The sequence below is a fragment of the Pseudomonas sp. 2hn genome (assembly GCF_019646095.1).
Lineage (GTDB): Bacteria > Pseudomonadota > Gammaproteobacteria > Pseudomonadales > Pseudomonadaceae > Aquipseudomonas > Aquipseudomonas peradeniyensis.
In genome coordinates, this window is the sequence record NZ_CP081016.1 from 575535 (window position 1) to 588361 (window position 12827).

Genomic DNA, 12827 nt, shown 5'->3' on the forward strand with positions numbered 1-12827 from the left:
CTCAAAGAAGCCGTGCTATCGGGGTGACGCAGTGCTCACTTCAGCTCGTAAGCGTAGATTTTCTCTGCTTCCATCTGGTAACCGGCATCCGCCAGCTCGCTGCTGCTGGCCTTGACCTGCATCGTGCCCTCGATCCAGTAGGGCTGGTAAAGGTCTTCGATGCGCACGCCCATCTCGCTGAAGATATGCACGATCTGGTTCGACGGCGGGGGCGGCACATGGATGCAGGCGCCGTAGTAGGGCACCAGGAGGAACTCGGTGGTGCGGCCTTCCTCGCTGACCTCCAGCGGCACGATGTAGCCGGGGATCTTCACCTGCTGGCCGTCCAGGGTTTTCACCACCGGCGCGTTGGGCGCCTGCTGGCTGGCGGCGGGGGCCGCCTCGGCGGACAGCGCGTCGCTGATCTGCGACAGGTCGTGCAGGGGCGTCAGTTGTGGCGGGATGACCGGCGCGCCCTCGGGGATCAGGGCGGGCCAGTCCAGTTCGCGAGGGTCGGCGGCCCACAGGGGCAGCGAAGTCATCAGCATGATCGCGAGCAGCAAGTACTGAATGATCGGTGTTGCCTTCTTCGCGGGTAAACCCGCTCCCACAGGAGGTGAGGCCATCCCTGTGGGAGCGGGTTTACCCGCGAAGAGGGCGGTGAGGTCTGGAGTCATGTCTGTCTCTTACAGATGAATCGACAAACCATCGGCCAACGACTGCCGATAGGCGCGCCAGGCCGGCACGCTGCCCATCAGCAGCGCCGCGCCGAGGATGATGGCCAGCAAGGTCCACTCGTGGGCGCTCGGCCAGGCCAGTGGCAGGTATAGCCCATAGTTGGCCTGCACATAGCCCTGGGCCAGGGCTATGCCCGCGTACAGCAACCCCAGCCCGGCGGCGATGCCCGCCAGCGCCAGGGCCAGCGCCTCGAGCACCAGCAGCCCGGCGATATGCCAGGGTCGGGCACCCACCGAACGCAGGATGGCCATTTCCCGGCGGCGTTCGTTGAGGCTGGTGAGAATGGCCGTGAGCATGCCGATCAGGCCGGTGAGCACGACGAACAGCGACACCACGAACAAGGCCTGCTCCGCCGTGCCCATCAGGCTCCACAGCTCCTGCAGGGCCACGCCGGGCAGGATCGCCAGCAGCGGTTCGGCGCGGTACTCGTTGATCTCGCGCTGCAGGCTGAACGTGGCGATCTTGCTGTTGAGCCCGAGCATGAAGGCGGTGATGGCGGCAGGCTGCAGGTCCATGGTGCGGGCCTGCTCGGCACTGATGCGCCCGGCGCCACGGGCCGGCACGCCGTTGTGCCAGTCGATATGGATCGCCTCCATGCCGGCCAGGCTGATGTGCAGGGTGCGGTCCACCGGGGTGCCGGTGCGCTCGAGCACGCCGACCACGGTGAACGGCTTGTCGTCATGCTTGACCAGGCTGATGGCAGCTACGCCATGCGCCAGCACCAGCTTGTCGCCGAGCTTGTAGTGCAGCGCCTCGGCCACTTCGGCGCCGAGCACTACCTCGAACGGATCGTCGGCGAACGCCCGGCCCTGGTCGAGTGCCAGGTGCTGGCGGCGGCCGAACTGGTAATGGCTGAAGTAGTCGGTAGTGGTGCCCATCACCCGGTAGCCACGGTGCGAGTCGCCCAGGGAGATGGGGATGGCCCATTTCACCCGCGGGTCGCTGGCGTAGTGCTGGTAGCTGTCCCAGCGGATGTTGTTGGTGGCGTTGCCGATGCGGAACACCGAGTACAGCAGCAGGTTCACCGACCCCGAGCGGGCGCCGACGATCAGGTCGGTGCCGCTGATGGTGCTGGCGAAGCTGGCGCGGGCCTCGGTGCGCACCCGCTCGACGGCCAGCAGCAGGCACACCGACAGGGCGATGGCGAACGCGGTGAGCAGGGCGGTGAAACGGCGGTTGGCCAGGCTGGCCAGGGCAAGGCGAAGCAGGTACATCAGGCCTCCCGGGGCTTGGCGGCGCGGTTGAGCTCGGCCAGGGACAGGTGCCGGTCGAACAGCGGCGCCAGGCTCTGGTCATGGCTGACGAACAGCAGGCTGGCGCCGGCGTCGCGGCACTCGTCGAACAGCAGGCGGATGAAGGCCTCGCGGGTATCGGCGTCGAGGGCCGAGGTGGGCTCGTCGGCGATCACCAGCTCGGGCTGACCGATCAGCGCCCGTGCCGCGGCAACCCGCTGCTGCTGGCCGATCGACAGGCTGTCGGCGCGGCGGGCGAGCAGGGTCGGGTCGTCCAGGCCCAGGTGGGCGAGCAGTTGGGCAGCGGCCTGGTCGATGCTGCCATGGCGCTGGGCGGCGCGGGCCGCGCGGCTTTTCGAGAAGCGGCAGGGCAGCTCGACATTCTCCCGCACCGACAGGAACGGAAGCAGGTTGAACTGCTGGAAAATGTAGCCGGTGTGATCGACCCGGAAACGGTCGCGCGCGCCCTGGCCCATGGCCGCGAGGTCCTGGCCAAGCAGGCGGATGCTGCCTTGCCCGGGGCGGTTGACGCCGCCCAGCAGGCCGAGCAGGGTGGTCTTGCCGCTGCCGCTGGGGCCCTTGAGGAACAGCGCCTCGCCGGGCTCCAGGCGAAATGCAGGGATTTCCAGCAGCGGCGCCTGGCCGGGCCAGGCGAACACCAGGTCATGCAGTTCGATCAGCGGCTGGTTCATTCAGAACGCGACCACGGCCTTGGCGGGGGTGGCCTCGATGCCTTTCTGGCCGTTGGGGCCGATCAGTTGCACGTTGATCTTCTGGGTCTGCGGGAAGGTCTTGAACAGCGGGCCGAGATCGATCTGGGTGAGTTTGCCCGGGGTGGCGCAGGTCAGCTGATAGTGGGCGTTGACGTCGGCGTGGGCGTGACCGTGCTCATGGCTGTCGCCATCCTCGTCGGTTTGGGCGGCGTCACCGAACAGCGGGCTTTCCAGCTCCTGGGCGTCTTCCTTGCAACCGGCGGCCGGGGCAACGCCAAACAGTTTCAGGGGCTGTTCGAGCTGTTGGCGGGCAGCGGTGACCTTGGCCTTGTCGGCATCGCTGCTGGCCACGTGCTCGAAGCCGACGATGTTCATCGCCGGGCTGTCCAGTTCCAGTTCGAGGGTGTTGCCGTCGAGCACTGCGTTGAGCTTGGCCACGCCATGCTCGTGGGCACCTAGGGTGCCATGGGCGTGGTCATGATCGTGGTCGTCGTGGGCTTGGGCCACGGCCAGGGGCAGCAGGGCGAAGGGCAGGGCGAGCAACAGACGACGCATGGACGGCTCCACAGGCGGCTTGGGAAAGATTTTGTGATGTTATAACAATTGTTGTTTGCCCCGCCAGCCTGCCTGGCACAGGTTTCATGTTCGTGGGAGCATGGCGGCATCGAGACTGGAGGCAGGGTACCTATCGTGAGAATTCGTGGACAGATCGGTGAATGGCCGGTGGACCTGACCGTCGAACTGGCGCCGGAAGAGTGGGCGCAGCTGGGACGTCGGCTGGAAGTGCCGGCAGCTGTCGAGACTCAGCCGGTCAGCGGCAGCCCGGCGCCTCGGCAGGATGACGGGCAGTGGGTGGCGGCGCGTGACGTGCTGCGCCAGGCGGGGCAGATGAGCGGGCCGGAGTTGCTGGAGCGCCTGGAAGGGCTGGCCGGGAGCATGGCGGCGGGCAAGCGGCTGCTGGTGCGCTTGCGCCACAGCAGTGAGGTGAAGGTGGAAAGCGGCGTGGACGCGCCGGTGTATCGCTGGGTGGGCTGAGCGATACATCCCGGGGCAAGCCAGTTCTCCTGGAACTAAATATGAATTGTTGATTTGACTGGATCAGCGTGGGAGCGGGCTTGCCCCGCGATTGGGTAGTGGCACCGGCTTCGCCGGTGATCGCGGGGCAAGCCCGCTCCCACGGGTTTGCCTTGCCGTGGCGTCAGAACAGCGCAGCGGACAGCTTGCGGCGATACACACTGACCAGCGGGTGAGCGTTGCCCAGCAGTTCGAACACCTGCAGCAGCGCCTTCTGCGGCAAGCCGTTCTCGTAGGCGCGGTTGCGCTGGAACAGCTTCAGCAGCCCATCCAACGCGGCCTCGTACTGCTGGCGCGCCAACTGCTGGATGCACAGCTGGTAGGCCGCCTCGTCGTCCTGTGGGTTCTGCGCCAGGCGGCTCTTCAGCTCGGCGGCTTCCGGCAGGCTGGCGGCCTGGCGCAGGAAGGTCAGCTGGGCCTTGGCGCCGGCCAGGGCGGCCTTGTGCTCGTCGGTCTTGACCGCGTCGAGCACCACCTGGGCCTCGCCCAGCTCGCCGCGCTCGGCCAGGCAGCGGGCATACAGGATCAGCGCCTCGGCATTGCTGTTGTCTTCACCCAGCAGCACCTGCAGCAGCGCCTCGGCTTCGCTGAAACGGCTTTCGGCGAACAGCGCCTTGGCCTGCTCCAGCGGCGCGGCGGCGGGCGGCGCGGGCATCTGCACATGGGGTTCTAGCATGGCGCGGATGGCCGACTCGGGCTGGGCGCCGGCGAAACCGTCGACCGGCTGGCCGTCCTTGAACAGCACCACGGTCGGCAGGCTGCGGATGCCGAACTGGGCGACGACCTGCTGCTCGATGTCGCAGTTGATCTTGGCCAGCAGCAGTTCGCCCTGATAACCCTCGGTAATCTTCGCCAGCAGCGGCATCAGCGCCTTGCATGGCGCGCACCACTCGGCCCAGAAGTCGACCAGCACCGGCTTGTGGAAGGAGTTCTCGATGACCAGTTGCTGGAAGTTGGCATCGGTGGCATCGAAGATGTACGGCACATCTTTGTTATCAGAAGCTTGGCTCATCGCAACTCTCGCAAATCCGTGAATACCCTCACTATAAGGGCTCGCGGCTGGCATGGTACAGGCTGACCCGGCGGAATTCGTGCGGCTCGGCCAGATCCGGCAGGGTCAGCGCCTCGAGCACGCCGAGCGGGCGGTACAGCGGGTGGCTGAAGTCGCGCACCCGCGAGTCGGCCACCAGCGCCTGGCGACCACGGCTGAGGAACTCGTCCAGCAGCGGCAGGTTGGCGCGGTCGTAGAGCACATCGGCGACCAGGATCAGGTCGAAGCGGTCGGCCTCGGCGAAGAAATCGCTGCTGTAGCTCAGCGTCACGCCGTTCAGCGCGGCGTTGGCGCGACAGGCGTCCAGGGCCAGCGGATCAAGGTCGCAGGCCACCACCTCCAGCGCGCCGGCCCGGGCTGCGGCGATCCCGGCGATGCCGGAGCCTGCGCCGAAATCCAGCACGCGCTTGCCGCGCACCCACTGCGGGTGCTCGGCCAGGTAGCACGCCATGGCCAGGCCGCTGGCCCAGCAGAAGCTCCAGTAAGGTGGCTCCTCGAGAATGCGCCGGGTTTCCTCGCGGGTGAATTCGCGATCCATGTTCTGGTCGTCGATCAACCAGAGCTTCAGGTCGCACCCGGGCAGCTCGCTGACGATCAGGCGCGCTTCGCCGATCAGGCCGCTCAGGGCCTGTTGCAGGATTGCCGGGGCCATCTAGGGTGCCTTTTCGAAACGCAGCGGGCCGGTGGCCTGGGTCTGGGCCTGGGCAATGCGCACCGGCGGCAGGTGCAGGATCAGCTGGCCGGAGCGGCTGGCGCGGCCGCGCAGTTCGACCCGGGCACCGGCGGGGAAGGCTTCGGGGTTGAAGCGCAGGCGGTAGGGCAGGGCCTGGCCGGTGCCGCTCAGGGTGCTGCTGGCCAGCAGTTGCTGTGGCCGGCCACGCTCGTCGATCACCAGCAGGGCCAGCTCCACGTCGGCGCCCGCCGGGATGTCCAGCAGGGTGCCGCTCAGCTCGCGCTGGTAGGCCGGCAGCGGGCCCAGGGGTTCGGTTTTCTTCGCCACCTTGGCCGGCACCGGGGCCGGGGCCTGTTCCGGCTTGGGGCGGTCGCTGCCGCAGGCGGCGAGCAGGGCGGCGCAACACAGCACGACGAGCGCTCGAGGGTGCATGGGGTAGTCCTTCACGGGCAGATTTGCATGGATGGTAAACCCTTTGGCTTGTCTTGCCAGTGCAATGCGCTACCATGGCCCTCCCTTTTTTTGTTGCCTGCCACCATGCACTGTCCGTTTTGCGGTGCCAACGACACCAAGGTCATCGACTCGCGTCTGGTCGCCGAGGGCGAACAGGTGCGTCGCCGGCGCGAATGCGTCGCCTGCGGCGAGCGCTTCACTACTTTTGAAACCGCCGAGCTGGTCCTGCCCCGGCTGATCAAGCAGGACGGCACGCGCCAGCCCTTCGACGAAGACAAGCTGCGTGCCGGCATGCAGCGCGCGCTGGAAAAGCGCCCGGTCAGCGTCGAGCGCCTGGAAGCGGCGCTGGCGCACATCAAGAGCCGCCTGCGCGCCACCGGCGAGCGCGAAGTGAAGTCGCTGGTGGTCGGTGAGATGGTGATGGCCGAGCTGCGCAAGCTCGACGAAGTGGCCTACATCCGTTTCGCCTCGGTCTACCGGCGGTTCCAGGACCTCGACGAATTCCGCGAAGAAATCGACCGTCTGGCCCGCGAGCCGGCTAAAGAGTAAGCATGTCCAGCCAAGCCATTCTCGACGCCCACTACATGGCCCGCGCCGTGGAACTGGCCCGCAAGGGCCTGTACAGCACCCACCCCAACCCCCGCGTGGGTTGCGTGATCGTGCGTGACGGCGAGGTGGTCGGCGAAGGCTGGCATGTGCGCGCCGGCGAGCCGCACGCCGAGGTCCATGCCTTGCGCCAGGCCGGCGAGCGCGCCCGCGGCGGCTGCGCCTACGTCACTCTCGAACCCTGCAGCCACCATGGCCGCACGCCGCCGTGCGCCGAGGCGCTGGTCAAGGCCGGGGTGGCGCGGGTGGTGGCGGCCATGCAGGACCCCAATCCGCAAGTGGCCGGCAATGGCCTGCGGCGTTTGCGCGAAGCCGGCATCGAAGTCGCCAGCGGCGTGCTCGAGGCCGAGGCCCGCGCGCTCAACCCGGGGTTTCTCAAGCGCATGGAGCAGGGCCTGCCGTTCGTGCGCGCCAAGCTGGCCATGAGCCTGGACGGCCGCACCGCCATGGCCAGCGGCGAAAGCCAGTGGATCACCGGCCCTGCGGCGCGTGCCGCGGTGCAGCGCCTGCGCGCGCGTTCCAGCGTGGTGCTGACCAGCGCCGAGAGCGTGCTGTTCGACCAGGCCCGCATGACCGTGCGCGGCGAGGAACTGGGCCTGGATGACGCCCTCACCGCCCTGGCCCTGTCGCGTCCGCCGTTGCGCGTGCTGGTCGACGGGCGCCTGCGCCTGCCGCTGGACGCACCGTTCTTCCAGGCCGGCCCGGCGCTGGTGGTGACCGCCGCCGGTGAAGACCCGCGCTACGCGGCCGCCGGCCATGAACTGATCAACCTGCCCGGCAGCGAGGGTCGCGTCGACCTGCCTGCACTGCTGCGCACCCTGGCCGGGCGCGGGGTCAACGAAATCCTGCTGGAGGCCGGCGCCGGCCTGGTCGGCGCCTTCGCCCGCCAGGGCCTGGTCGACGAGTACCAGCTGTTCGTCGCCGGCACCTTCCTCGGCTCCGACGCCCGTCCGTTGCTGGACTGGCCGCTGTCGAGAATGAGCGAGGCGCCGCGACTGAAGATCACCGAAATGCGCGCGGTCGGCGATGACTGGCGAGTCACTGCCATCCCCCTGCCGCCCCCCGGCGTATAATGCCAGGCTTGCCTCGCGCAGCCCGTATCTAGGAGAACACCATGTTCACCGGCATCATCGAATCCATCGGCACCATCCGCAGCCTCACCCCCAAGGGCGGTGACGTGCGCGTCTACGTAGAGACCGGCAAGCTCGACCTGGGCGACGTCAAGTTGGGCGACAGCATCGCGGTCAACGGCGTGTGCCTGACCGCCGTCGAGCTGCCCGGCGACGGCTTCTGGGCCGACGTCAGCGTCGAGACCCTCAAGCGCACCGCCATGGTCGATCTCAAGAGCGGCAGCCGGGTCAACCTGGAAAAGGCCCTGACCCCCACCACCCGCCTGGGCGGCCACCTGGTCAGCGGCCACGTCGACGGCGTCGGCGAGATCGTCTCGCGTGCCGATAGCGCCCGCGCCATCCAGTTCCGCGTGCGCGCGCCCAAGGAGCTGGCCAAGTACATCGCCCACAAGGGCTCGATCACCGTCGACGGCACCAGCCTGACGGTCAACGAAGTCGATGGCGCCGAGTTCGAGCTGACCATCGTCCCGCACACCCTGTCCGAAACCATCATGGCCGACTACCGCGCAGGGCGTCGGGTGAACCTTGAGGTCGACCTGCTGGCCCGTTACCTGGAGCGTCTGCTGCTGGGCGACAAGGCCGCCGAGCCGAGCAAAGGCAGTGGCATCACCGAAAGCTTCCTGGCCGCCAACGGCTTCTTGAAATCCTGATTGAGAAGGGGGTGCCGCGTGGCGCTCAACAGCATCGAAGAACTGGTCGAAGACATCCGCCAGGGCAAAATGGTCATCCTCATGGATGACGAAGACCGCGAGAACGAAGGCGACATCATCATGGCGGCCGAGTGCTGCCTGCCCGAGCACATCAACTTCATGGCCAAGCACGCCCGTGGCCTGATCTGCATGCCGATGACCCGCGAGCGCTGCGAAACGCTCAAGCTGCCGCTGATGGCGCCGCGCAACGGCTCGGGCTTCGGCACCAAGTTCACCGTGTCGATCGAGGCCGCCGAAGGCGTCACCACCGGCATCTCCGCCGCCGACCGCGCCCGCACCGTGCAGGCCGCCGCCGCCAAGGACGCCAAGGCCGAGGACATCGTCAGCCCCGGCCACATCTTCCCGCTGATGGCCCAGCCCGGCGGCACCCTGGCCCGTGCCGGCCACACCGAGGCGGCCTGCGACCTGGCGCGCATGGCCGGCTTCGAGCCAAGCGGCGTGATCTGCGAGGTGATGAACGACGACGGCACCATGTCGCGCCGCGCCGAGCTGGAAGTGTTCGCCGCCGAGCACGGCCTGAAGATCGGCACCATCGCCGACCTGATCCACTACCGCATGATCCACGAGCGCACCGTGCAGCGCGTCTCCGAGCAGCCGATCGAGAGCGAGCTGGGCCAGTTCAACCTGGTCACCTACCGTGACGCGGTGGAGGGCGACGTGCACATGGCCCTGACCCTGGGCAAGATCTGCGCCGAAGAGCCGACCCTGGTGCGTGTGCACAACATGGACCCGCTGCGCGACCTGCTGATGGTCAAGCAGCCGGGCCGCTGGAGCCTGCGCGCGGCCATGAGCGCCGTGGCCGAGGCCGGCAGCGGCGTGGTGCTGCTGCTGGGCCACCCGCTGGACGGCGACGTGCTGCTGGCGCATATCCGCGAGAGCGCGGGCGATGCCCCGGCGAAAGCGCCGACCACCTACAGCACCGTCGGTGCCGGTTCGCAGATCCTGCGCGACCTCGGCGTGCGCAAGATGCGCCTGATGAGTTCGCCGATGAAGTTCAATGCGATATCCGGATTCGATCTGGAAGTTGTAGAATACGTGCCCTCCGAGTGACTTGAGGCGGCCTGATCGCCCATAGACTCGAGTCAAAACCCTCCCGAGGCCGCCACCGCGCGGCCTCGCTCTTGAAGATGAGAACTCCGGAATGACCCTGAAGACCATCGAAGGTACCTTCATCGCCCCCAAAGGTCGCTATGCTTTGGTGGTTGGCCGCTTCAACAGCTTCGTCGTCGAAAGCCTGGTAAGCGGTGCAGTCGATGCCCTGGTACGCCACGGCGTCAGCGAAAGCGACATCACCATCATCCGTGCCCCGGGCGCGTTCGAAATCCCGCTGGTAGCGCAGAAAGTCGCCCAGCAGGGTGCTTATGACGCGATCATCGCCCTGGGCGCAGTGATCCGTGGCGGTACCCCGCACTTCGAATACGTGGCGGGCGAGTGCACCAAGGGCCTGGCCCAGGTGTCCATGGAGTTCGGTGTTCCGGTGGCCTTCGGCGTCCTGACCGTCGACTCCATCGAGCAGGCCATCGAGCGTTCCGGCACCAAGGCCGGCAACAAAGGTGCCGAAGCTGCCCTGTCGGCCCTGGAAATGGTCAGTCTGCTGGCGCAGTTGGAGGCCAAGTGATTAGCGACGAAAGCGATCGTTTCAACCCGCGCGATCCAAAACCTGCGGATGCCGGCAAGCCCTCGAAGAGCGCCAAGCGTCGCGAAGCCCGCAAGCTCGCCACGCAAGCGCTCTACCAGTGGCACATGGCCAAGCACTCGCTGAACGAAGTGGAAGCGCAGTTCCGGGTCGATAACGATTTCTCCGATGTCGACGGCGCCTACTTCCGCGAGATCCTGCACGGGGTCCCGGCGAAGAAGGTCGAGATCGACGAGGCGCTCAAGCCTTGCCTGGATACGCCGCTGGAAGAACTCGACCCGGTCGAGCTGGCCGTGCTGCGCCTGTCCACCTGGGAGTTCATGATGCGCGTCGACGTGCCGTACCGCGTCGTCATCAACGAAGGCGTGGAACTGGCCAAGGTCTTCGGCGCCACCGACGGCCACAAGTTCGTCAACGGCGTGCTGGACAAGCTGGCTCCGCGTCTGCGTGAAGCGGAAGTCAAGGCGAACAAGCGCTGATCGCGGCGCTGACCAGCCATGGGTGAGTTCGAGCTGATCCGTCACTACTTCGCCGCCGCGCCTTGTGCGCAGGGCGGCGAGGGCGTGGCCCTGGGGATCGGCGACGACTGTGCCCTGCTGGACCTGCCCGCCGGCGAGCAGCTGGCGATCTCCACCGACACGCTGGTGGCCGCTGTGCATTTCCCTGCAGTCTGCGACCCGCTGCTGCTGGGCCAGCGTTCGCTCGCCGTGGCGGCCAGCGACCTGGCGGCCATGGGCGCCACGCCCATCGGCTTCACCCTCGCCCTGACCCTGCCCGAATTCGGCCCGGACTGGCTGGCAGCCTTCGCCGACGGCCTCGGCCGCATGGCCCACCGTTGCCGCATGACCTTGATCGGCGGTGACACTACCCGTGGGCCGCTGAGCATCACCGTGACCGTGTTCGGCCGGGTACCGGCAGGCCAGGCCCTGCGCCGCAGCGGCGCGCAGCCGGGCGACCTGCTGTGCGTCGGCGGTTTTTTGGGCAACGCGGCGGGGGCCTTGCCGCTGGTGCTGGGCGAGCGCGGGGCGGCTGCCGAGGTGGCCGACCCGCTGCTGGAGCACTACTGGTCGCCCTTGCCCCAGCTGCAGTTGGGCGAGCGCCTGCGCGGCCTGGCCACGGCAGCACTGGATATCTCCGACGGCCTGCTGGCCGACTGCGGGCATATCGCCAAGGCGTCCGGCGTCGCGCTGGAGGTGAACCTGGCGCAGGTCCCCGTGTCTGCTCCTTTACAGGCTTTCCTGGGGCGCGAGGCGGCAGTGCAGGCGGCGCTCACCGGTGGCGACGACTACGTGCTGGCCTTCACCCTGCCGGAAAGCGCACTGACCTCCCTGGCCCGCGAGGTGCACGTCATCGGGCGTGTGCTGCAAGGGCAGGGCGTGACCCTGCGTGACCCGCAGGGCCAGGACATCACCCCCGTGCAGCGGGGCTATCAACATTTCAGGGAGACACCGTGACCGACCACCCCAACCAGGTGCCTGCGGAGTTCGTTCCGCCTTCGGTCTGGCGCAACCCGTGGCACTTCATCGCCTTCGGCTTCGGCTCCGGCACTTTGCCCAAGGCCCCCGGTACCTGGGGCTCGCTGGTGGCGCTGCCGTTCATCCCGTTGTGGCAGATGCTGCCCGACTGGGGCTACTGGCTGCTGCTGGGCATCAGCATGCTGTTCGGCGTGTGGCTGTGCGGCAAGGTGGCCAACGACTTGCGCGTGCACGATCACGAGGGCATTGTCTGGGACGAGATCGTCGGCATGTGGATCACCCTGTGGCTGGTGCCGGAAGGCTGGCAGTGGCTGCTGGCGGGGTTCCTGATGTTCCGCTTCTTCGACATCCTCAAGCCGTGGCCGATCCGCTGGGTCGATCGCCATGTGCATGGTGGGTTCGGGATCATGCTCGACGATATCCTGGCCGGCGTGTTCGCCTGGCTGGGCATGCAGGTTCTGGTGTGGGCGGTGGCCTGATACAGGGAGCGTTGCGATGGCCTTGAGGAGTGTGTTACTGGCGTGGGTACTGCTCTGGGCGGCGCCCGGCGTCATGGCGCAGGAGCAGCAGGTGCGCCTGGTCAGCGAGGAGTGGCTCGACTACACCAACGCCGATGGCAGCGGGCTGGCCTGGGACGTGCTGCGCAAGGTGTTCGAGCCGGCCGGCGTCAAGGTCAAGGTACTGAGCGCGCCGTACAGCCGCTCGGTCGGCCTGGTGAAGCGGGGCGAGGCAGATGCCTGGGTCGGCTCCTACAAGGAAGAGAACGACGACAATCTCTATCCGCGCTGGCATTTCGACCTGGACCATATCTATGCCCTGGGTCTGGCCGGGAAGCCGCAGCCGACGCTGGACACCATCGGCCAGTACCGCCTGGCCTGGGTGCGTGGTTACGACTACGCCAGCTATCTGCCCAACGTCCACAATTTCCGCGAGGTTCAGCGCCGCGAAGGCATATTGCCCATGCTCGAGCATGACCGGGTGGATTTCTACATCGATGCGCAGACCGAGGTCGAGTACGTGCTCGGTCAGGCGCCCGAGCCACAGCGTTTTCGCAGCACCCATGTCGCCGAGCTGCCGCTGTACCTGGCCTTCAGGCGCAGTGCGCAGGGCGAGGCCTTGCGTGACCTGTTCGACCGGCGCATGGCGCAATTGGTACGCAGCGGTGAGTTGAAGCCGATCTTCGAGCGCTGGAAGCAGCCGTATCCGTTCACGGTGGATAGCCAGCCGCATTGAGGCTTGTGTCGCTGTTCATGTAGGAGCGGCCTTGCGCCGCGAAAGGGCTGCGTAGCGGCCCCAGCAATTTCGAGGGTGGCTCGGAATCTGGGGCCGCTGCGCAGCCCTTTCGCGGCGCAAGGCC

General features: G+C 67.4%; 17 protein-coding genes. 10 read left to right on the plus strand and 7 right to left on the minus strand.

Going from position 1 to position 12827, the window contains the following annotated elements; all coding sequences use genetic code 11:
* Nucleotides 1–35: 35 nt before the first annotated feature.
* Genes K2O50_RS02740 through K2O50_RS02755 form a run of 4 tightly spaced genes read right to left on the minus strand, consistent with a single transcriptional unit; the run spans nucleotide 36 to nucleotide 3217 of the window.
* Entirely contained in the window at nucleotides 36–605 is a 570-nt protein-coding gene (locus K2O50_RS02740) for a DUF3299 domain-containing protein (RefSeq protein WP_050703576.1), read from the minus strand.
* Nucleotides 606–665: 60 nt separating this feature from the next.
* Complete coding sequence (locus K2O50_RS02745; RefSeq protein ID WP_110738037.1) at nucleotides 666–1931, minus strand: ABC transporter permease; 1266 nt, start codon at nucleotides 1929–1931, stop codon at nucleotides 666–668.
* A complete protein-coding gene (locus K2O50_RS02750) occupies nucleotides 1931–2641 on the minus strand; it encodes an ABC transporter ATP-binding protein (RefSeq protein WP_050703578.1) in 711 nt (236 codons plus the stop codon). The genes K2O50_RS02745 and K2O50_RS02750 overlap by 1 nt, the downstream gene beginning before the upstream one ends.
* Nucleotides 2642–3217: a DUF2796 domain-containing protein gene (locus tag K2O50_RS02755; RefSeq protein WP_050703579.1), complete on the minus strand. Its 576-nt coding sequence runs from the start codon at nucleotides 3215–3217 to the stop codon at nucleotides 2642–2644.
* Nucleotides 3218–3352: 135 nt separating this feature from the next.
* Between K2O50_RS02755 and K2O50_RS02760 the strand changes: the two genes are divergently transcribed.
* Nucleotides 3353–3697: a hypothetical protein gene (locus K2O50_RS02760; protein WP_050703580.1), complete on the plus strand. Its 345-nt coding sequence runs from the start codon at nucleotides 3353–3355 to the stop codon at nucleotides 3695–3697.
* A 163-nt stretch (nucleotides 3698–3860) separates the two neighbouring features.
* Here K2O50_RS02760 and trxA read toward each other — a convergent pair whose 3' ends face one another.
* From trxA to K2O50_RS02775, 3 genes are read right to left on the minus strand one after another with little or no spacing between them, the layout of a single operon-like run.
* Nucleotides 3861–4748, minus strand: a complete 888-nt coding sequence (gene trxA, locus K2O50_RS02765; protein ID WP_050703581.1) for a thioredoxin — start codon at nucleotides 4746–4748, stop codon at nucleotides 3861–3863.
* Nucleotides 4749–4779: 31 nt separating this feature from the next.
* A complete protein-coding gene (locus tag K2O50_RS02770) occupies nucleotides 4780–5439 on the minus strand; it encodes a methyltransferase (protein WP_050703582.1) in 660 nt (219 codons plus the stop codon).
* Complete coding sequence (locus K2O50_RS02775) at nucleotides 5440–5892, minus strand: hypothetical protein (protein ID WP_050703583.1); 453 nt, start codon at nucleotides 5890–5892, stop codon at nucleotides 5440–5442.
* Between the two features lie 105 nt (nucleotides 5893–5997).
* Between K2O50_RS02775 and nrdR the strand changes: the two genes are divergently transcribed.
* The 9 genes from nrdR to K2O50_RS02820 all read left to right on the plus strand — a co-directional run bounded on the left by nrdR (nucleotide 5998) and on the right by K2O50_RS02820 (nucleotide 12703).
* Nucleotides 5998–6462, plus strand: a complete 465-nt coding sequence (nrdR, locus tag K2O50_RS02780) for a transcriptional regulator NrdR (RefSeq protein WP_009685710.1) — start codon at nucleotides 5998–6000, stop codon at nucleotides 6460–6462.
* Between the two features lie 2 nt (nucleotides 6463–6464).
* On the plus strand, nucleotides 6465–7592 hold the full coding sequence (gene ribD / locus K2O50_RS02785) for a bifunctional diaminohydroxyphosphoribosylaminopyrimidine deaminase/5-amino-6-(5-phosphoribosylamino)uracil reductase RibD (RefSeq protein WP_050703584.1): 1128 nt from the start codon (nucleotides 6465–6467) through the stop codon (nucleotides 7590–7592).
* 41 nt (nucleotides 7593–7633) lie between these two features.
* Complete coding sequence (locus K2O50_RS02790; protein ID WP_050703585.1) at nucleotides 7634–8299, plus strand: riboflavin synthase; 666 nt, start codon at nucleotides 7634–7636, stop codon at nucleotides 8297–8299.
* Nucleotides 8300–8317: 18 nt separating this feature from the next.
* A complete protein-coding gene (gene ribBA, locus K2O50_RS02795) occupies nucleotides 8318–9409 on the plus strand; it encodes a bifunctional 3,4-dihydroxy-2-butanone-4-phosphate synthase/GTP cyclohydrolase II (protein ID WP_050703586.1) in 1092 nt (363 codons plus the stop codon).
* A 91-nt stretch (nucleotides 9410–9500) separates the two neighbouring features.
* The gene (gene ribE, locus K2O50_RS02800; RefSeq protein WP_003255395.1) at nucleotides 9501–9977 is read left to right on the plus strand and encodes a 6,7-dimethyl-8-ribityllumazine synthase; all 477 of its coding nucleotides are present in this window, start codon (nucleotides 9501–9503) and stop codon (nucleotides 9975–9977) included.
* Nucleotides 9974–10474, plus strand: a complete 501-nt coding sequence (nusB, locus tag K2O50_RS02805) for a transcription antitermination factor NusB (protein WP_028690278.1) — start codon at nucleotides 9974–9976, stop codon at nucleotides 10472–10474. The genes ribE and nusB overlap by 4 nt, the downstream gene beginning before the upstream one ends.
* An 18-nt stretch (nucleotides 10475–10492) precedes the next feature.
* On the plus strand, nucleotides 10493–11449 hold the full coding sequence (thiL, locus tag K2O50_RS02810) for a thiamine-phosphate kinase (RefSeq protein WP_050703587.1): 957 nt from the start codon (nucleotides 10493–10495) through the stop codon (nucleotides 11447–11449).
* Nucleotides 11446–11949, plus strand: coding sequence for a phosphatidylglycerophosphatase A (locus tag K2O50_RS02815; RefSeq protein ID WP_023632630.1), 504 nt, complete (start codon nucleotides 11446–11448; stop codon nucleotides 11947–11949). Before thiL ends, K2O50_RS02815 begins: the two co-directional genes overlap by 4 nt.
* 16 nt (nucleotides 11950–11965) lie before the next feature.
* Nucleotides 11966–12703: an ABC transporter substrate-binding protein gene (locus K2O50_RS02820; RefSeq protein ID WP_050703588.1), complete on the plus strand. Its 738-nt coding sequence runs from the start codon at nucleotides 11966–11968 to the stop codon at nucleotides 12701–12703.
* Nucleotides 12704–12827 lie beyond the last annotated feature (124 nt).

Bases quoted from the DNA above. Each gene is read 5' to 3' on its own strand.
- K2O50_RS02740 (WP_050703576.1), bottom strand. From the start codon at position 605: ATGGCCTCACCTCCTGTGGGAGCGGGTTTACCCGCGAAGAAGGCAACA.
- K2O50_RS02745 (WP_110738037.1), bottom strand. From the start codon at position 1,931: ATGTACCTGCTTCGCCTTGCCCTGGCCAGCCTGGCCAACCGCCGTTTC.
- K2O50_RS02750 (WP_050703578.1), bottom strand. From the start codon at position 2,641: ATGAACCAGCCGCTGATCGAACTGCATGACCTGGTGTTCGCCTGGCCC.
- K2O50_RS02755 (WP_050703579.1), bottom strand. From the start codon at position 3,217: ATGCGTCGTCTGTTGCTCGCCCTGCCCTTCGCCCTGCTGCCCCTGGCC.
- trxA (WP_050703581.1), bottom strand. From the start codon at position 4,748: ATGAGCCAAGCTTCTGATAACAAAGATGTGCCGTACATCTTCGATGCC.
- K2O50_RS02770 (WP_050703582.1), bottom strand. From the start codon at position 5,439: ATGGCCCCGGCAATCCTGCAACAGGCCCTGAGCGGCCTGATCGGCGAA.
- K2O50_RS02775 (WP_050703583.1), bottom strand. From the start codon at position 5,892: ATGCACCCTCGAGCGCTCGTCGTGCTGTGTTGCGCCGCCCTGCTCGCC.
- nrdR (WP_009685710.1), top strand. From the start codon at position 5,998: ATGCACTGTCCGTTTTGCGGTGCCAACGACACCAAGGTCATCGACTCG.
- ribD (WP_050703584.1), top strand. From the start codon at position 6,465: ATGTCCAGCCAAGCCATTCTCGACGCCCACTACATGGCCCGCGCCGTG.
- K2O50_RS02790 (WP_050703585.1), top strand. From the start codon at position 7,634: ATGTTCACCGGCATCATCGAATCCATCGGCACCATCCGCAGCCTCACC.
- ribE (WP_003255395.1), top strand. From the start codon at position 9,501: ATGACCCTGAAGACCATCGAAGGTACCTTCATCGCCCCCAAAGGTCGC.
- thiL (WP_050703587.1), top strand. From the start codon at position 10,493: ATGGGTGAGTTCGAGCTGATCCGTCACTACTTCGCCGCCGCGCCTTGT.
- K2O50_RS02820 (WP_050703588.1), top strand. From the start codon at position 11,966: ATGGCCTTGAGGAGTGTGTTACTGGCGTGGGTACTGCTCTGGGCGGCG.